This is a genomic window from Sphingobacterium deserti (assembly GCF_000757725.1).
GTDB lineage: Bacteria > Bacteroidota > Bacteroidia > Sphingobacteriales > Sphingobacteriaceae > Sphingobacterium > Sphingobacterium deserti.
Genome location: NZ_JJMU01000047.1, coordinates 32054 through 51982, shown reverse-complemented (window position 1 = coordinate 51982; position 19929 = coordinate 32054). Strand labels below are relative to the sequence as shown.

Here is a 19929-nt window from a genome sequence, read left to right as displayed (position 1 = left end):
CTGCTTAGCATAACCTTGCTAACAGTTGGGATTATTTTTGCGTTGCGCTACCCCACCGTTCAAACCTATGTCAGCAAAAAAACCGCTAATTATTTAAGCAAACAGCTAGGGGCGAAAATATCGGTTGGAAATGTATATATAAATCCCTTCCGTTCCATAGATATAAAAGGTTTAAGCATCGACGACAGAAAAGGTGAAAGAATGGTATACGCAAAAAGTATAACAGCAACATTATCTTTGGCGAGGCTTTTTGAAAATGAATTTGAAATACGAAAACTTACGTTGGAGAGCGCGTATTTCCATTACGAGATTTACAAGGACAGCACAAACGTCAGCTTTTTACTGGACTACTTTGCACCGAAAAATAAGGGCCCTAAAAAGGACAAGTCGAAACTTTCAGTCAACCTAAAACAAGTAAAACTTCACGACAGTCAATTCAAGCTGGTAGATCACCGGTGGACTAAGAAGCACAAGGGCGTCAACTTTAATGACCTTGATATTCAGGGTATCAGCGGCCTGTTCGACGCAATTCGCTTCGAAGACCAGGATCTATATGCAAACATAGAACAGTTGACCTTCAGGGAGAAAAGCGGTCTACACGTGCGGGAACTTTCGGCGGAATCTTATATATCCGCTAGCAAAATGACCTTCAAGGAGTTTACCTTACGGACCAACCGCTCAAAACTTGGAAACAATTTAGTATTCGAGTATGACAATTTTGCCAATTTTGAAAACTTCATTGACAGTGTACGCGTTACAGCGACTTTGAACGACGCATTCCTCGATTCGCGCGACATCGCATTTTTCGCTCCAGAGATGTCGCATGTTCGATTTATCACCACTATTGAACAAGCTAATCTTTCGGGAACGGTGGCGAATATAAAGGCACAAGCCGTCAAGGTAAAAACCGGAACGCACACAGCTTTTCAGGGAAACCTAAGGATCGTGGGGCTTCCCTATATCGATAAAACAAAATTCACATTTGACATCGATCGTCTTGTTACCTCCGCCCAAGACCTGGAAAGGTTAATCCCGGATTTTGCTGATATGCGTGGGTTTAAGCTGCCCGCGCAGCTGCACAAATTGGGCAGTATTAGCTATGTTGGAAACTTAGAAGGGTTTTACCATCATTTCAGCATTGACGGACAAGCCGACAGCAAGCTCGGATCTTTAAAAACAAATGCTACAGTTGCCATCCAGCCTACCCTCCAGTATCAGGGACAAATTAGCAGTTCAACATTCAACGTAGGTGAGTTTTTAAACACGAAAAGTCTAGCAACGACTGGCTTCGATATTGAGTTTGACGGTATGGGATCTGATGCGCTTTCGCTCCAAATCGCCGCACAGGGAAAATTTCATGATCTTTACCTCAAAGATTATAAATACGAACAGATTCTTTTCGAAGGAGAAATCGAAAACCAACGTGTTACGGCAAATGGCAGCGTTCAAGACGAGCAGGCAAGACTTGAATTTAACGGCGAGATTGGTTGGGCTGCAGAAACGCCTGTCTATACCTTTTCATCGAGTATAGACCTACTTAACCTCAAAGCCCTCCAGCTATTTGCAAAAGATAGCATCATTGTAAAGAGGTCCAATGTAAGCGCAACGCTCAGTGGCAATTCCTTAAATTCATTAAACGGCCATATCTATTCAGATCATATACAATTTCAATCCTCTCGAGGAGACTTTGTTATGGATTATTTGGATTTTAACTCAGAAGGCGATGAACAATCTAAACTGTTGACCTTAAAATCTGACGTTGTTGATGGCATATTAGGTGGTCAGATAGACTTAAACACCATAGTGCCATATTTTCGTTCGCTCGCCATGCGGTATGCGCCGGCCATCAACATCGACGCAGCGCCATACAATGCGCAAAACTTCGATCTTCAAGTAACCATAAAATCCTTTGATGCCGTGTCCGCCCTTTTTGACCCAAACCTACGTTTGGAAGATGGGGCAAATTTAAAAGCTACTTTTTCATCGGATGATTTTACCGCGAATTTTAAAGCCTTTAGTCCAGTGGTCTCCTATAAGGGAATGAAAATCACCAACCTCGCGCTTACAGAGCAAGCCGATGATAAAGCATTTTCACTTTCCGTCTATGCGGATCGGCTCAACCTCTCAGACTCGGCCTATATAGAGCACATCAACATTCAAAATACCTTGGCAAATGATAGTTTGCATTTTAAGGTCATGCTTGCTGAAAATAATCGTGCGAACTACTTGAATTTAAATGGGAACATCCACTTCGCGCACAATAAGCCTGCCTATATAAAATTTGACAAATCAGAAATCATATTAAATAGCGAACCATGGCAAATAAACGATAATGCCGATTTGCGCGTCTCTAAGGGCAAGTTTTTTTTAAACGACCTGCTTATCACGCGTGAAAAACAACAGGTAAGTTTAAACGGTGTACTTTCTGACGACGAAACAGACGATCTGGAAATAGCGTTCAAGGATTTTAGTCTCTCGTCACTAGCAGGAATTACAAAGCCGATGGGTATACAATTACAAGGAAATTTAAGTGGTGATGTGCATGTTCATTCTGTATTCAACAAGCCGACCTTGTCAACCGATATCCACACAACACCTATTATATTTAACAACCTTCCTATAGGAAACTTAAATATCCGTGCGGATTTCGATCCAGAAAGTGGGTTGATGCGGCTAAATTCTAAATTGCTTGACATTGATGGCAGAGGTGTTGACCTAGCCGGAACATACGACGTGAAATCTTCTGAGAACGCTTTACAGTTACGAGGTAAGGTAAACGATATAGACCTTGGAATTTTACAACCTTTCCTTAAAAACTTGGTATCGAATTTATACGGGAAGATGAGTGGCGACTTGACGATTGGAGGAACCTTGAGCCAGCCAACTATCAACGGTGTATCAACTATTCGGGAGGCATCTTTTTTAGTCGATTACCTTCAAACTAGGTATCATTTAGCTAATCAGAATTGCCTCATTCAGGATAACCGGTTGCTATTAAACGCCTTTCGGTTTGCCGATGTGAACGGTAGTATAGCTAGCGCAAAGGGCCAGATCGACCTAAACAACCTCTCAAATCCTACTTTAGATATTGATGCCCTCGCAACAAATTTTCAAATCTTGAATACTGGACGGAAAGACAATGAGATGTTTTTTGGAACAGCATATGCTTCAGGCAGTTTCAGCTTCAAAGGTCCAGTGAATGCCGTTAATATTGATATAAACGCTACATCAAACCCCAATACCGTTATCACGATTCCTTTCAATTCCTCATTAAAAGTCAGTGATAATGATTTCTTTTACTTCACGACTCCTGACTCTGCCAGTGCAGAAAGACCACTTTCCAGGCGATTATTTGAAGGCATCACGATGAACATGGATCTCAATTTAACAAGAGATGCCGAAATAAATCTGGAAAATAATATCGGATCCCTAAAAGGAGTCGGTACCGGTAGCATTTCGCTACGTATCGCAAGCCTTGGCGACTTTGAAATGTTTGGCGATTATTTAATTTTATCGGGGAAATTCCATTTTACGGCGCAAGATTTTTTTAATAAATTCTTTGATTTAAAAGAAGGGGGCACGATTCGCTGGGCGGGAAACCCGGGCGAAGCAACGGTGAATTTAAGTGCCACTTACCAACAACGTACATCCGTAGCACCGCTGTATAATGCCGCCGGTAGAACAGAAAACAACGATCGAATTTTAGCGCAGGCAGACATGATCTTGAAAGGCACGCTATCACAACCTGAAATCTCGTTCGATCTAAACTTTCCGCAGGATCCATACGTAAAAGATGAGCTGCAGGGCTACTTAAGTGATGGAAACAACATTAACCAGCAGGCCATCAGCCTAATTGTACGCCGAAGTTTCACACCAGCATCCACACAAGAATTTGGACGCGAGGTAAACAACACGTTGTTATCGGCCGGAACGGAAATTGCTTTTAACCAGTTGAATAGCATCATTTCCCAGTCTTTAAATATGAACTTTCTCGATCTCAATATACGCTCATTTAATGACGCTTCCGCGTCACTGCGCTTTTTCGACGATCGCTTGATTCTAACTGGAGGTGTCAGCGATCGAAGCCGCAGTCAACTGAATGATCTTACCGTGTTTTCAGATCAGATCGCGACCGACGCGGAGATCACATTCCGACTCCGACAAGATGGAAATCTTGTTTTAAGAGCCTACAACCGTCTTAATACAAGAAATTTCCTCTTCACTCCATACAGTGACTATATCAGTGCCGTGGGGGTAGTTTACAGGCAGGAATTCAACACCCTTTCTGAATTTTGGAAAAAGCTATGGATATGGAACGAGAGAAAACAACGCCTTGATCAATACACTGTTCCTGATAGCGTAAGTTCAAACTAACCCAGTAACATTTTTACAAGCTGTTGCCACTCGTCGGCGAGGTCTCCTTCAAAGACAGGTTGCTTGGCGCGTCCATACCAGTACTTCGCATTCCACAGATCGCCTTCCACACGATGTAGGTAAGCATGGACATGCGCCGATGTTCGGTCTTCCAAGTGATCAATCAGATCGTGTGCACTTTTCCAATCACCTTTTCCATCGTACCATAAGGCCCTAAGCTGGATATTCAATTCCTTCGGAGCCGATTTATCCAGGTCTATACTTTGTAAAAACTCGTCAAAATTCATGGGAAAATATCTAATAATCTGTCGAATTTACTGTCGGCAGATGCAGAAATATACAATTTTATTCGAATCAGCATACTATTTATTGTAAAGAGAACGTTAGAAATAAGGTTTGTAACAAAAATATTATAATAGATTGAGTGAACGTGCATGGAGGATTTTTGTTAGAACTGTAGATAATGGTATTAAATTTAATAACTAACAGTCACGAATGAAACATTCTATTTACGCTATTCCGCTCCTCTTGTTCGGACCTACCCCCGTATTTTCATCATTTTCCAACCCCGAAACGACAAATGTCGTACAGCAAAAAACAAGTATTCCTTATACCGTCTCGTTTAACAATAACCATGCGGTGCGTGATTATTGGTCGGCTTCACCCCTATCTATCGATACGCTAAATGCAGTGAAAGGCTCCATCAAAGACGAGAAGGGTGCACCGCTACAAGGGGTTATCGTTACTGTCAAGGGCGAATCGGTAAATGCTGTTTCCGACGGTCAAGGAGCATTCCAACTAGAGGCCAAGCCGGATGCCACGTTAATGTTTAATAAAACAGATTTTGCACGGCATGAAGAACCTATCAACAACAGAAGCGAAATCAATGTCGTGCTAAAGGTCGCTCCACCGGATTCTGTTAAAGCGGACTCTACCGCAGTAGCTGCCGCCACGGTAGATTCTACCAGAACAGATTCTACGGCGACTAAGGTTACAGGAATTGTCCCTGTGCAGAGTGATTCCACAAAAACAACAGCGGCAACAGCCCAGACACAAACAGATTCAACCAGCACGCCGCAAAACACGCAAGACCTCGTGCAAGGAACAGTGAGGGATGCAAATGGCCCTGTAGTGGGTGCAACGGTTTCTGTGAAGGGCCTAGCAGTCACAGCAGCCACCGACGATCAAGGTAAGTTTAGCATTGCCGCAGGAAGCAGTCCAGCGCTTATTTTTAGCGCAGTAGGATATAAAGAACATGAAGAGTTGCTGAATAATAGGAAAGCTGTAGATATAACAATGGTCCAAGAGGCAACCACTATTCAATCGGTAGAAGTTGTCGCTGTAGGATATGGTACGATGGAACGAGCAACGTTAGCCAGTTCCGTGTCGAGTATCGGTTCAGACCAAATCGAAAACGAGGTATTGCCAAGTATTTCACAAGCTATACAGGGTAAGGCAGGAGGAGTGCAAGTATCGCAGAAATCAGGCTCTCCAGGTGGCGGTTTGAGTATCCGTGTGCGTGGTACAACCTCGATTAATGCCAGCTCGGATCCCTTATATGTTATTGACGGAATCCCCGTGAATAGCACAACGAATTTCACGGGCGGATCAACCTTTGATTTCGGTGGTGGAACGCAAGGTATCAACGTACTATCCTCACTCAATCCCGCAGATGTGCAGTCGGTCGAAATTCTTAAAGACGCGGCTTCTTCATCTATCTATGGATCGAGGGCGGCTAATGGTGTGGTATTGATTACAACGAAAAAAGGCGATGCTGGTACGAGTCAGTTTCATTTCAATATGTACGAAGGTTTTTCGGAGATGCCTTCCGAACGCAAGTATAAGATGATGAATACTGCGCAATACCAGGATTATATGCGCGACTTTTATGCTATCGCACAACAAGAGACACCACGTACTACTATACCGCAGCAGGTATTGGCTAACCCAGATCTTACAACAGATTGGCAAGATGCCATCTTTAGAAAAGCTGCGACGCGGAGCTATGAATTGGCGGCGAGTGGCGGAAGCGATAAGACGCAGTATTATACTTCGTTTGGTTATATGAAACAAGGCGGTATTCTACATGGATCTGACTTTAGCCGTATTAGCGGACGCATAAACTTAAACCATCAGCATAGTGAAAAACTGAACTTTTCGACAGCCATTAATATCACGCGTGCGGAAAACGACCGTGTGCAGGAGGAAAACTCGAAGGAAGGGGCAACGAAAAATGGTATTTTTGCGCCGCCAAACATTCCTGTTTTCGATGCAAATGGAAACTATGCATATGATCAAGTGAGCGCTTCGAGAGAGAATCCGCTGGCTATCTTGGAGCTTCCCGTTAATAATGCGCAAACGTGGCGTATTCTTGCAAACGTAAGTGCAGAATACAAAATCGTACCTTCGTTAGCTTTAAAAACAAACTTTGGTACCGATGTGAGCTTTATTGACGAGACATTTTTTATGCCGCCGAATGGACTACGCTCGTACGTAAGCCAAGGCGGAATAGGTGCACGTCGAAACACACGGGACCAACTTTGGATCAACGAGACAACCCTAACATTTGATAAAACGTATGGTGACCATCACATCAACGCATTGGGTGGATTTTCTGTGCAGGAATCACGTCTAGAGTTTGTACATGCGCAGCGCAACAATTTCCCTTCAAATGATATAGAATACATTAGCGCCGGCGGTGTTGTTACCCAAGCAAACTCTTTCCCTGAAGAGTGGGCCATTGCATCAGGCTTTGCCCGCGTGAACTACGACTTTCAGAAGAAATATATCGTAACCGCTAACTTACGGACAGATGGTTCATCACGCTTTGGTAGGGAGAATCGGTGGGCAACGTTTCCATCCGTTGCTGCAGCATGGCGCGTATCTGAAGAAAGTTTTATGAAAGAGGTACCTGCTATCAGCAATTTGAAATTAAGAGGTAGCTGGGGTATTACAGGTAACCAAAATATTGGGAATTATGCCAGTTACTCATTGTACTCAAGCGGTAACAACTATTTAGGATCCCCTGGCTTTGTTCCTTCCGTTTTGGGCGATATAAATTTAAAGTGGGAAACAACAAGGCAAACAGATATTGGTATTGATTTAGGATTGTTTAACAACCGCATTTCGATTTTAGCCGATTATTATCACAAACGGACTTCCGATCTATTGATAGCTGTTCCTATCCTGACAAGCTCAGGTTATGCGAACCAGTTTACGAACTCGGGAGATATCGAAAACAAAGGTTTTGAATTTGAGTTAACCACACAGAATTTCGTGGGCGAGTTTAAATGGACGACCGCTCTAAACATGACATTCAATAGAAACAAGGTATTGTCGCTTCCTCCGGGAGTTCCAAGAATGTTAGGTGGTGTTGGTGAGTTAAACATCGCACAGCCAGGCCTCCCATTAGGTGCATTTTATGGCTGGAAAATGTTGGGCGTAAATCCACAGACCGGATTAGTTGAATATGCAGGGGCTGATGGGCAACCAACCACGCCAAGCAGACCGGATGATCGCCAGATTATCGGAGACCCCAATCCAGATTTCTTTGGAGGTATCACCAATACATTCCAGTATAAAAATTTCGATTTGAGTATCATGGGGCAATTCTCCTACGGAAATGACCTATTCAACTACAACCTTGCTACCGGTCTAGGTGGTTCTAACTTGAGCTCTAACGGGCTAGTAGACTGGGTAGATAGATGGCGTCAACCGGGTGACCAGACAAATGTTCCTCGTCCGACACCAGGGAATTTTGATAACTCTGCTATTTCCGACCGGTTTATACAAGATGGCTCATTCTTCCGTTTGAGAAATATAACTTTCGGCTATTCTTTGCCAAAGGACTTAACGGATAAAATCAAAGTGAGTAAGCTTCGTGCATATGTAACCGTACAAAATGCCTATGTATTTACGAAATACAACGGATATGATCCAGAGGTTGGGTCGAGCCATGGAGGCGCCAATACCGGGTTGATCTATGGATATGACTACGGAAGTTATCCTCAACCACGAATTTTCACGGCTGGTATCAACTTATCTTTTTAACATTAGTGCCTAAACAACATGAATACACTATATAAATTTATTGCCTTAGTCCTTACCGGAGCAAGCCTGAGTTCTTGTAACAGTTTTCTGGATCGCCAACCATTGGCTCAGGTAACTACAGACAGCTACTTTAATTCTGAAACGAATGCCAACGCTGCTGTTACGGGAATGTACCGAACAATGACCCCTTCATTCGGGTGGGGACAAACTGTTATCACATTACCCGAATTTTCGGCGAGGCACATTGCCCATATTTCGTCGTTCCCAGAGTACGAGAACTTCGCGACGCATAACGTAACCGTCATCAACCCTTGGACATCGAACGTGTGGAACAGTATGTATACCACGATAAACGCTGCAAATAATATTATTGCTCGGGTTCCTAATATTCCCGAAGATGCTATTTCCGCAGGAAAAAGAAACCAATTTATCGGTGAAGGGAAATTCATAAGAGCGCTAAGCTACTTTTTTATGGTTCGTGCCTTCGGACGTGTGCCCTTAAAACTCACGGCAACCACAGAAGACGAAAATCAAGCCATACCGCAATCTGAGCCGCAAGCAATTTATGAGCAGATCGTTCTTGATCTTACCGAGGCTGCAGAAGCGCTACCAGAAGCACATGCAAATACAGAAGCGACAAAAGGTCGAGCCACCAAAGCTGCAGCACAAGCGCTACTGGCAAAGGTTTATTTATACCAAGCAAAGTATACAAATGATTACGCCAAAGCTGCCGCAGCAGCGAAACTGATCATTGATTCAGATGCTTTCCAATTGGTGACTGACTATGGCAGTATCTGGCGAACTGAAAACACAGCGGAATCTATTTTCGAATTGCAATTTGATAATCAATTGCCAAACACGCTTGCCTCTGTCAGCAATAACAATCCAAGTATGTTATTTTACATTCGGGATACAACCATTGGTCAGTTATTTGATACCACTGACATCAGGCGTAGCTTCTCCGTCGTGCCTGGCATAAGAGTAAGTTCAAGTGGGGATACGACTTCCCTCGATTTTATGGGGAAATTTCCCAATTTTAATCCGGCCAGTCAAAACTTGCCAATTATTCGCTTAGCTGAACTTTACTTGATTCATGCTGAAGCTGAAGCACGTGCAAGTGGCGCAGTAACCGCATCTGCTTTCGCCTCTTTAAATGCTGTGTTGACTCGTGCAAGTGTTAGCCGTGATATGAGCGAATTTACTAGTGTTGATAGCTTCGTGCGATTCGTGCAGGAGGAGAAAGAAAGAGAAATGCTTTTTGAAGGAGAAACCTGGTTCGACTTTTGTCGAACTGGCTTAGCACTTGAGAAGTATAGCACGCTAAGAAGTGAACAATATTTCGTTTATCCTATACCGGCTGCACAATTAAGTCTTAATGGCGGACTTGTACAGAATCCGGGGTATAATTAAAGATCATAAATAAAACAAGAAACGGGAGCCTTCGCTCCCGTTTCTTGTTTTATTTAAATTTACTGGCCAGTGCCGCCAGCTTAGATGCCATATCCGTTTCCGGCTGCTGGTGCCGACGGTTTCCTTTTCCTCCTCTATCATTTTCCTGATTTCTATCACGGCGCGGTGTCGAGCTACTTTTCTCTTCTGTTTTCATCGTTAACCCTATCCTGTTTCGGCGCTCATCAATTTCTGTAACGGTCACCATCACCTTTTGTTGCACCTTAACAACTTCATGCGGATCAGAGACGTAACGGTTTGCTAATTGGCTGAGGTGCACTAGACCATCTTGATGTACACCAATGTCAACAAAAGCACCAAAATTGGTGATATTCGTAACGATACCAGGAAGCTTCATTCCTACGCGTAGGTCAGCAACAGCGTTCACCCCATCGGTGAAATTAAATTCTTCAAACTGTTCACGCGGGTCCCGTCCAGGTTTTGATAACTCGCTTATAATATCATTCAACGTTGGCAGTCCCACATTCTCTGAGATGTATCTTTTTAGGTCAATTTGTTTTCTCAATGCGTCGTTGGTAAGCAAATCTTCCACCTTTGCATTGACATCATGCGCCATGCGTTCTACCAAAGCGTAGCGTTCCGGATGGACAGCAGACGCATCTAAGGGGTGTTCGGCTTGGCGAATGCGCAAAAAGCCAGCGGCTTGCTCAAACGCTTTCTCTCCTAAGCGAGGAACCTTTTTGAGTTCTTTTCGGGAGCGAAATGGCCCATTAGCGATACGATAGTTCACAATCTGCTGAGCCAAGGAAGGACCGAGACCAGAAACATAAGCTAGTATCTGTTTAGAAGCCGTGTTAAGCTCCACTCCAACAGCGTTTACACAGGAAATGACGGTGTCGTCCAAGGCTGTTTGCAGCTTATTTTGATCCACATCATGTTGATATTGGCCAACACCTATGGATTTAGGATCTATCTTTACGAGTTCTGCCAAAGGATCCATCAGTCTTCGCCCAATGGATACCGCGCCACGTACAGTAACATCATAATCCGGAAACTCTTCACGAGCAACATCGGAGGCCGAATATATAGAAGCGCCAGACTCGTTGACCATAACAAGGGTAATACCTTGTAAACCCAGTTTTCTGACAAAATCTTCAGTTTCTCGGCCCGCTGTACCATTCCCTACGGCTATGGCTTCTATTGCATATTTTTCAACCAGATGCTTGACAGTTTTCATTGCTTCTGCCGCTCCGCCTGCGCCCGTGTGCGGAAATATTGTCGTATTCTCCAATAATGCGCCTTGCGCATCCAGCACAACGGTTTTACAACCTGTCCGGAAACCAGGGTCTATTGCTAACAATCGTTTTTGTCCGAGAGGTGCAGCTAACAGTAACTGACGAACATTATCGGCAAATACTTTGATAGCTTCTTCATCAGCACGTTGACGCGTCAATACACGAATCTCCGTTTCCATAGATGGCCTCAATAAGCGCTTATAGCTATCTTGTAACGCCAGTTTAACCTGCGTAGCTGCTTCGCTGTTATTTTTAACGTATAGCTTGTCTAAAGATGGTAAAATGTCTTGCTCTTCGACCGCGACATCTAAATAAAGCAGTTCCTCCTTCTCTCCTCTCCGCATAGCCAAGATCCGATGCGAAGGTGCATCTTTTAAAGATTCAGACCATTCGAAATAATCTTTATATTTCAGAGCCGCTTCTTCTTTCCCTGGTACCACACGCGACACAAATTGTCCTTTGTCCAGAAAAACCTTCCTCGTTTTGGTCCTCACCTCAACGTCTTCTGCAATTTGCTCTGCAATAATGTCACGAGCGCCCGCTAACGCATCCTCCAATTTCTCGACCCCCTTACTACTATCTACGTAAGTCTCAGCAAGAGCGATGGTGTTCGTACTTTCTTGTTGCAGTAATACGTCAGCCAACGGTTGAAGCCCTTTCTCTCGCGCTACGGACGCCCGTGTCTTACGCTTCGGTTTGAAAGGAAGATAGATATCTTCCAAAATAGCCATCGTTTCTGCCGCCTTAACTAAATGCTCAATCTCTGCCGACAACTTTCCTTGTTCGCCGATTGATTTTAAAACCGCGTCTTTACGTTTGTCAAGATCACGCAATTGTTGAACACGATCGCGTATCGACGTGATCTGAACCTCGTCCAGGCTGCCAGTCATCTCTTTTCGATAGCGCGCTATAAATGGAATGGTCGCACCTTCGTCCAAAAGGTTAATCGTTGTCAAAACCTGGCGATTCGTAATACCAAGTTCCTGCGAAATAATAATCTCGTATGCCATATGTATTTTAATATGCGATGGAAAGTTGTATGAAGTATATCAGAATGGTGAGTTTGTAATACGTAATTTAGGCATTAGCGAAGAAGCAACCTACGTATTCTCGTAAATTGCCTCTTTTACATTATCTCCTATCTAAATTATTATCATTGTGTTCCGCCAGCCCTCTGCACTGTCGGCACAAATTCAGGTATTATGCTTTTTTTGTTTGCTCTTCTGCGTCTGTTTTAATTAATGCTTCGCTATCTGTAGTGGGTGTTTCTGGAGCAAAATGATCATTGTATCCGTAAGTATAGTGTTGGTCGCCAGCACTAGGTTGCTGACCGGGATTATGTTCATACGTATTCTCCGGCGCACTGAATGTCGGCAAAGGCTTCTTTTCCTCTTTCTTTGCTAGCTGAGATTCTTCCTCCTTTTCAATTTTCTCCACGGTCTCCTTTACATCCTCAGCTACCGGCACAGACGTATCCGCTACCTTTTCGTCTACAGTAACGTCTAAATCCTTATCAAAACTATTAATTTGATCTGAAATTTCACGCTTTATACCCTCGGAGGCATCTTTAAATTCACGAATCCCTTTACCTAAACCTCGCGCCAGCTCTGGAAGCTTTTTCCCACCGAACAACAACAAAATCACGATGACGATGAGCACCATCTCCTGCGTACCAATATTCAAGAATCCTAAAGTCATTACAATTATATTAAATTTCTAATGCTAGCTAAGGTAACTTTTAATTTATTTATCCTCAAAATTTTGATGTAATTATTTAGTAACATAATCAGGACGTCCTTTTGTTCGTGGAAAAGTTCGTTAACTATGCAAAACGATGACGATGCAAAATTAATCATTTCCTATCTTTGCCGACATACTATGTTATTAAATTACTACAGAAAAAATAAGCATTTCTATTGGAGTGCGTTTGCTCTTGCTGGCCCCGTTGTCATATCTCAACTTGGCCAAACATTAGTTCATACTGCGGATACTGTTGTGGTGGGGAAATTTGCAGGAACTATCCCCTTGGCTGCCGTTTCGTTAGTACATTCAGTCTTTATCGTGGTGATGGTTATTGGATTGGGCATTTCTTACGGCCTCACACCGCTTATCGCGCAAGCTAATGGTAAAGGGAATAAAGAGACCTGCGCTAAACTATTGTCCAATAGTCTTTGGCTAAATGTGATTACCGCAGTGGTACTTTTCGCTGTTGTAAACTTCGGGTCGATGTATGCCATGCAGCATATGGATCAAGATCCACGGGTAGTTGATACGGCAAAGCCTTATTTGTTTATCTTGATGCTTTCCATTCTACCATTGATGGTGTTTAATACGTTTAAACAATTTGCTGAAGGTTTAGGATTCACCAAACAGGCGATGAATATCACAATCTGGGGAAATGTACTGAATATTATTTTGGCCATTGTTTTTGTCAAAGGACTTTTTGGGATTAAGCCTTTAGGCATAGTAGGTGTCGGCTATGCAACGCTGATCGACCGGATATTGATGATGGTAGCGATGTCGGCTTACGTTCTCAAATCGAAATTATTTAAAACATATATATCGCACTTCCGCGCATTACACCTACAGATTAACAAGATCAAGGACATCTTTAAAATCGGTGCACCCGTGGCGCTTCAATATGTCTTTGAGGTTGGTGCTTTTGCGGCAGCCTCTATCATTGCTGGTAAAATCGGCGCGATTGAGCAAGCTAGCCATCAAGTTGCTATTACTTTAGCAGCGATGACTTACATGATGGCTAGCGGTATAGCCTCAGCGGCAACCATAAAAACCGGTCACAACTATGGCAAGATGAATATGGATCGTGTACAAAAATTTGCTACGGTTTCGTACCACCTCGTCCTCGTTTTTATGATTATATGCGCATTAATTTTTACAGTATTCAATCAGTATTTACCATGGCTAATTAGTGATGACCAGGCGGTAATCCGTATCTCTGCGCAGCTTATCATCATTGCTGGACTATTTCAACTGTTTGATGGCACACAAGTGGTAGGTCTGGGCATACTTCGTGGAATGGGTGATGTAAATATTCCTACGTTAATAACTTTTATTGCATACTGGATTGTGGGCATTCCAAGTGCGTACTTATTCGGGATCTATTTAAATATTGGAATCCAAGGCGTATGGTATGGCTTGACTTTGGGACTTTTGTCGTCCTCGGCAATGCTATTCTGGCGTTACCGCAAGATTATGAAATTGCGACAGCTTAGCGTAAGCAACAACCTGAATGAAATTCCCGTAAATCCGTCCGCGGTATAGGGGTGTTACTGACGATACTACTTTACAGGATCTGCCTGTTAGGCTCTGTTTCAATAAACCTAACAGGCAGCGTATTATATTTCACGGTTCGTGTCCCAATTTTCCAAATAATCGGCTACACGCTTCAGGAATGTGCCGCCAAGTGCACCATCAATCACCCGATGGTCATAAGACATGGATAGGTACATCATGTGCCGAATGGCAATCACGTCGCCATCTGCTGTCTCGAGCACGGCAGGGCGTTTTTTTATGGTTCCGACGGCCAGTATAGCTGCCTGCGGCTGGTTGATAATAGGAAAGCCCATAATATTCCCAAATGCACCGATATTAGAGAATGTAAATGTTCCACCTTGTGTGTCGTCGGGCTTTAGCTTGTTACTGCGCGAGCGATTAGCTAAATCATTAACCGCCTTGCTGAGCCCCACCAAACTCAATTGATCTGCATTCTTTATCACGGGCACGATAAGATTGCCGGAAGGCAGTGCAGCGGCCATACCAATATTGATGTTCTTTCGTTTGATGATATTATGGCCATCCACAGAAACATTGATCATAGGAAAGTCCTTGATCGCCTTACTTATAGCTTCGATAAAAATCGGTGTGAACGTAATATTTTCACCTTCTCGCTGCTTGTAGCTGTCTTTTACTTTGTTTCGCCAATTTACTAAATGCGTGACGTCCGCTTCCACAAATGATGCAACATGTGGCGATGTTTTAACACTATGCACCATGTGATCGGCAATCAGCTTCCGCATCCTATCCATTTCAATGATCTCATCATTTCCCGATGTGACGCTTTTCGGAGCAGTTTGGGTAGGCTCCTTTGTCGAATCTGGCGATTGCTTTTGCACGGCAACTTGTGCAGCCGCTTTAGTATGATCTACTTTGTTCCGATTTTGTAAATGATCTAAAACGTCTTGCTTCGTAACACGACCATCTGAGCCACTTCCAGGAATTTCATCCAATTCTTCCTGACTCATGCCCTCTTCCTGTGCTATGTTTTTAACGAGCGGAGAATAGAAGCGGTTGCCAGAACTAACTACATTTTGCGTTTGCTCCTCTCTAGGCAACAAATCAACACCCGGAATCACTTCTTCCTTGGACTGATCATGATGTCCAGTAGTTTCAGCTTGTTGGTCAATTATCTCTTCATCAGCGACAGTTGATGGATTGGTAAACGCAGGTGTGTGCTGATCATCGTCGCGCAAAATATCATCCCCATCTGTTTCGATCAGCGCTATCGCATCCCCCACCTGTACTACCTGGTTTTCTTCGAATAGTACTTTCGTTAATGTTCCGGAAACGGGCGAAGGTACATCGGAGTCTACTTTATCTGTTGCTATTTCAACAACGGCTTCATCTTCCTCTATCGTGTCTCCCACAGATTTCACCCATTTGGTGATGGTCGCCTCAGAAACACTTTCTCCCATTTTTGGAAGCAATAATTTATATATAGCCATAAGATCTAAGTTCGTTGAACGAATTACTAAATTAAGATTTAATCTATTGATTTTATATAAACAAAATATAATAATTTATAACACCTCAAACACGAAATATTATTCTATTGAATCTAAACCTTCTTTTTGGAACAAATTCCATAGCATCGTGAGTGCCGCCATCGTGGCCCGCTGAATATTGATCGTTCGATCATTCTTAAAATGATAGGTTTTAACCATTGTTTCCGATTTTCCGCATACCGCGATACATACCATGCCAACAGGCTTTTCAGGAGAACCTCCACCCGGGCCGGCGACACCACTTGTAGCAATAGCATAATCGGTGCCAAACGCCTGTTTAGCGCCCTCAGCCATCTGCTTGACCACCTGCTCGCTCACGGCGCCGAATGCTTGGAGTGTATCAAAATCTACGCGCAAGAAATCTACCTTTACTTGGTTTGCGTAGGCCACTACCCCACCTTGAAACATCTGGCTCGCTCCAGCAACTGCCGTAAGTTCCGCGGCGACAGTACCACCTGTACAGCTTTCTGCGGTGGCCAAACGCAAGCTCTTTTCAGTAAAACGTCGCACAATAAGCGCTGGGAAAGAGATATCCTCATTTGCTACGACAAACGATCCCAATCGTGCCGCTACCAAGGAAGCGTGTCGATCAGTTTCCTCCCTTAACATATGATAATCACTACCTACTGCGGTAAACCGTAATCGTACCAGGCCTAATTTAGGCAAATAGGCAAGCTTTATGTAAGGCGGCATAGCGGCTTCGATATCTTCAATCTGCCTAGCCAAATGGGATTCACCAATACCAACAGTCAGTAAATGTGCATTATAAACGAAAGTATTCGGTGATAAATCTCGTAGAACAGGCAAAACACGATGCTCAATAAGGTACTTCATCTCATAGGGCACCCCGGGTAGAAAGAAGTAAAACTTGCTGTTCTGCTGAACAAACATACCTGGCGCAGTTCCTACATCATTGAATAACACCTGGGCGTTAGCCAATACGTCCGCTTGCTGTTTATTGATCTCAGGCATATCCCCCGTCCGTAATCTTGAGAAGATCTCTTGCACATGCAACAAGACTTGCGGATCGCGTACTAAACTGGTGTTGAAATAGGCTGCAGCGGTAAGTTTTGTGACATCATCTTTTGTTGGCCCTAAGCCACCTGTGACAACTATTATATCAGCGCGCTCCTCTGCTTGTTTCAGCGCATCTGCAATGGCGGGGCCGGTATCGGCTATGGAGCTGATCTGCTTGACAGAAATATGCATGGGTGCAAACTGCTGTGCTATCCACGCAGAATTCGTATCGACAATTTGACCATTTAGGATCTCATCGCCTATGGTAATAATTTCTGCTTTCATAAACTGTTGAAAGATGAAGTGCTAATATACATAATGGCTTTCCCTTTTTGTCAGTTTCAAATCCTGCAATACGGAAGCTTTAGCTCGGATGGTTATATTATAACTTTTATACTGTCCAAATGGTGTCCACCCCACAGACATGTCCCAACAGTGTAGATCTCGGTAAATACTGAAACGTGTCAACGATAATGCTTGCTGGCGAAAGTCATACCCCGTATTGAATTGCACCTTCCAGTTTGGCGTGACATTAAAATCACCGTTAAGATTTACAGTTGCTGTCACGTTGTTACGCACACGGCGCACTGTCTGATCAAAAGATTTTGAATAGTTCATACTGAATGACCCATTCAAGTTCCAAGGAATATTAAAATCCACAAATGCATTTGGGTCGGTACTGACACGTGCTAATGCGTTTGCTTGATCTTGGGTCAGGTTAGGCATTTGGCTTCGAAGAGAGTCAATATTGTTGTTCCGGCTTTTATTAGCTTTCGGATTAAGGCTATAGTCAAATGAAAGACCGAAGTTTGTCAGCCGGGCGAGCGACCCTTCTTGAATTGCAAAGCGATTCACACGAACACCATTTCCATCCAATGCGTAAGGATCTAAGGAACCGTTGAAGTTTACATTGATTTTTTCTTTAAACAACGAAGTACGGCCAGAGAAGTTGATTATTGACAGTTTTAACGAATCTGCCATGAAGTTATAATTCCCGCTAAATGTCAAACCTTGCAGAATCTTGATTTTTCTAAAACCCTTGCCTGTTGTATCATTCTCCGTACGAATTTTAGCCTCGATATTATTATCGACAGAGAAGCCAATACCCATAGATCTACCCGCTTGCGGTCCACCATATATCCCGTTTTCAAAAATAGAATAGCGTTCTTCTAATCCATTTTGATTAATAAAGTCTCGATAAAAACCATAGCGTGGATCGGAAAAATCTGGGCGGTAGTTTAAGTTTACGGAAGGCGTTATCACATGTCGAATGGCTTCAATCTTGCCCATCTTCGGATACATACCGTATATCTTGGTTGACAATCCGGAGGTCATCGAATAATCGTAAGCCCGTTGGAATCCCTGCACTGTATCCCGTAATTCAGAGAAACCATTCACTTCATTGACCAAACTTTTGCGAATAGTTTGTAGGTACCAGCGCTCCGTATAATTAACAGAGGTGTTAAACTGGAAGTACTTGAGCACATTCAGATTTAGCGAGACAGGAATATTGTGCTGAAAGCCATTCGTAAAATTGCTCAGCGCCTCTTTTTTGAAGAGCACAGAATCTCCCGTAGATATAGAATTTCGTCCCTGAAGGCTATATCCCACGGTTATCCGCTGATACCATTTTTGTTCACCTACTCTATTTTTGGAATCGAAAGGATTGAAAGTAGAAACGTTCAAACTAAAAGTTGGCAACTCCAAATCCACTCGCCCGGACGACATCTCTTGCCTATGGCTCATGCTGGACGTAAAGTTGACCTTCCCATCCGCAAATACACGCCCATAAGAAATCGATGAAGACATATTGTTTCTCGTGATATCCTCAATACTATTCATTTGATTGAAACCCGTATTTTGGAAATAGGTACCGGTACCGAAATTTACAGAGGCCGAAAAAGATGTCCCGGGATTGGCCTCCTGCCGTTGTGTGTGGTTCCAGGTAACGTTAAAATCTCTGTTGTTCCGGAACGTGGGTGTACCCTCCACGCCCGTAGGGGTAGAAGCATATCGAATATTAAATCCACCGCTGTACTTGTAGTTAACCAGATAGTTGGTTCGCACGCTACTTTCCCAGGCGCCATTTGAATAAACGCTACCGCGAATTTCCGAATCCCAATAATCATTAAAGGCGAGGTACCATCCGAGGTCCCGCATCGCTAATCCGCGCGTGGCGTCTTCGCCAAATGAGGGAAATAGAAAGCCGGAAGCTCGCTTGTTTTGCCGCGGAAAAAACCCGAAGGGAATGGCGGCAAACTTTATCGGTATGTTTTCCACCACCAAATAGGCCGGGCCTACGATGATGTGGTTTCCGGCTAGTAAGCCTTTTGTAAACTGTATACCAAAATGTGTATGGGGGAACGGCAAATTACAGGTGCTATACATCCCTGTACGCAATGAAAGTTCGTCATAGAGATTTTTACGAACTATCTTCGCTTGAATATACGCCCCATCCTGCTCAGTCATAATACCATAGGTATTTCCTTCTTTAGATTTATAGTCATAAACCAAAGAATCGACAGATTTGGGTGTGTCACCAGGAAAAATGACGACTGGGCGTCCAACGTATTTACCGTTATGATCGGTGATGCCGCTAGCGAAAAGCTGATTAGTATTTCTGTCGAGACGGATGTAATCCGCAGACAGCTCAAACTCTTCATACTTAACTTTGGCACCATTATAGAGGTGAAGAATGTTTTTGCTTACTTCGTTCCATGCTGAGTCGTTTGCAACAATGGTTACCATCGTTTCGAGACCACCTTCGCTCTTCATAACAACAGTGTCTGTACCGCTGGTCTCTTTGAATTGATTTTTTGTCGTATCGGAGGCAATTATTGTGGTATCCTGCACGTTAGAACTGTTAGTTTTGGACGTATCCGGCACCTGAGCAAAGGTGCCCAAGGTAAACGCAAACAGGAACAAGGTGGTGCAGAAAAAACAAGTTAACGCCTTCAATGTAAATTACGAATGTTATTTTT

10 protein-coding genes are annotated in these 19929 nt (G+C 43.5%); 4 read left to right on the top strand and 6 right to left on the bottom strand.

The features are described 5' to 3' along the window. The first annotated feature begins 15 nt into the window (after positions 1-15). Positions 16-4374: a translocation/assembly module TamB domain-containing protein gene (locus tag DI53_RS12630; protein WP_476712780.1), complete on the top strand. Its 4359-nt coding sequence runs from the start codon at positions 16-18 to the stop codon at positions 4372-4374. Here the strand turns inward: DI53_RS12630 and DI53_RS12625 are convergent. Beyond that, positions 4371-4661: a hypothetical protein gene (locus tag DI53_RS12625; protein WP_037500004.1), complete on the bottom strand. Its 291-nt coding sequence runs from the start codon at positions 4659-4661 to the stop codon at positions 4371-4373. The two genes, DI53_RS12630 and DI53_RS12625, sit on opposite strands and share 4 nt — an antisense overlap. Positions 4662-4869: 208 nt before the next feature. Between DI53_RS12625 and DI53_RS12620 the strand changes: the two genes are divergently transcribed. Further along, positions 4870-8424, top strand: a complete 3555-nt coding sequence (locus tag DI53_RS12620; RefSeq protein ID WP_081939449.1) for a SusC/RagA family TonB-linked outer membrane protein — start codon at positions 4870-4872, stop codon at positions 8422-8424. Positions 8425-8442: 18 nt separating this feature from the next. Beyond that, on the top strand, positions 8443-9834 hold the full coding sequence (locus DI53_RS12615) for a RagB/SusD family nutrient uptake outer membrane protein (RefSeq protein ID WP_071790494.1): 1392 nt from the start codon (positions 8443-8445) through the stop codon (positions 9832-9834). A gap of 49 nt (positions 9835-9883) precedes the next feature. On the opposite strand, the gene DI53_RS12610 is transcribed toward DI53_RS12615, so the two are convergent. Both DI53_RS12610 and DI53_RS20695 read right to left on the bottom strand, forming a co-directional pair. Further along, positions 9884-12139, bottom strand: coding sequence for a Tex family protein (locus DI53_RS12610; protein WP_193790652.1), 2256 nt, complete (start codon positions 12137-12139; stop codon positions 9884-9886). A 190-nt stretch (positions 12140-12329) separates the two neighbouring features. After that, complete coding sequence (locus tag DI53_RS20695; protein WP_081939448.1) at positions 12330-12827, bottom strand: Sec-independent protein translocase subunit TatA/TatB; 498 nt, start codon at positions 12825-12827, stop codon at positions 12330-12332. A 126-nt stretch (positions 12828-12953) separates the two neighbouring features. Here DI53_RS20695 and DI53_RS12600 point away from each other — a divergent pair, with 126 nt between their 5' ends. After that, positions 12954-14411 carry an MATE family efflux transporter gene (locus tag DI53_RS12600; protein WP_338056449.1) on the top strand — a complete coding sequence of 486 codons (1458 nt, stop codon included), beginning with the start codon at positions 12954-12956 and terminating at the stop codon, positions 14409-14411. Positions 14412-14485: 74 nt separating this feature from the next. Here DI53_RS12600 and DI53_RS12595 read toward each other — a convergent pair whose 3' ends face one another. The 3 genes from DI53_RS12595 to DI53_RS12585 form a co-directional block, all read right to left on the bottom strand. Then, on the bottom strand, positions 14486-15871 hold the full coding sequence (locus tag DI53_RS12595; protein WP_037499999.1) for a dihydrolipoamide acetyltransferase family protein: 1386 nt from the start codon (positions 15869-15871) through the stop codon (positions 14486-14488). A gap of 99 nt (positions 15872-15970) precedes the next feature. Continuing rightward, the gene (locus DI53_RS12590; RefSeq protein ID WP_037499996.1) at positions 15971-17233 is read right to left on the bottom strand and encodes a competence/damage-inducible protein A; all 1263 of its coding nucleotides are present in this window, start codon (positions 17231-17233) and stop codon (positions 15971-15973) included. A 21-nt stretch (positions 17234-17254) separates the two neighbouring features. Further along, positions 17255-19906 (bottom strand): putative LPS assembly protein LptD, encoded by a 2652-nt coding sequence (locus DI53_RS12585; RefSeq protein ID WP_241462421.1) that lies wholly within the window; start codon positions 19904-19906, stop codon positions 17255-17257. Between the last annotated feature and the right edge of the window lie 23 nt (positions 19907-19929).

Bases quoted from the DNA above. Each gene is read 5' to 3' on its own strand.
- DI53_RS12625 (WP_037500004.1), bottom strand. From the start codon at position 4,661: ATGAATTTTGACGAGTTTTTACAAAGTATAGACCTGGATAAATCGGCT.
- DI53_RS12620 (WP_081939449.1), top strand. From the start codon at position 4,870: ATGAAACATTCTATTTACGCTATTCCGCTCCTCTTGTTCGGACCTACC.
- DI53_RS12615 (WP_071790494.1), top strand. From the start codon at position 8,443: ATGAATACACTATATAAATTTATTGCCTTAGTCCTTACCGGAGCAAGC.
- DI53_RS12610 (WP_193790652.1), bottom strand. From the start codon at position 12,139: ATGGCATACGAGATTATTATTTCGCAGGAACTTGGTATTACGAATCGC.
- DI53_RS20695 (WP_081939448.1), bottom strand. From the start codon at position 12,827: ATGACTTTAGGATTCTTGAATATTGGTACGCAGGAGATGGTGCTCATC.
- DI53_RS12600 (WP_338056449.1), top strand. From the start codon at position 12,954: ATGCAAAACGATGACGATGCAAAATTAATCATTTCCTATCTTTGCCGA.
- DI53_RS12595 (WP_037499999.1), bottom strand. From the start codon at position 15,871: ATGGCTATATATAAATTATTGCTTCCAAAAATGGGAGAAAGTGTTTCT.
- DI53_RS12590 (WP_037499996.1), bottom strand. From the start codon at position 17,233: ATGAAAGCAGAAATTATTACCATAGGCGATGAGATCCTAAATGGTCAA.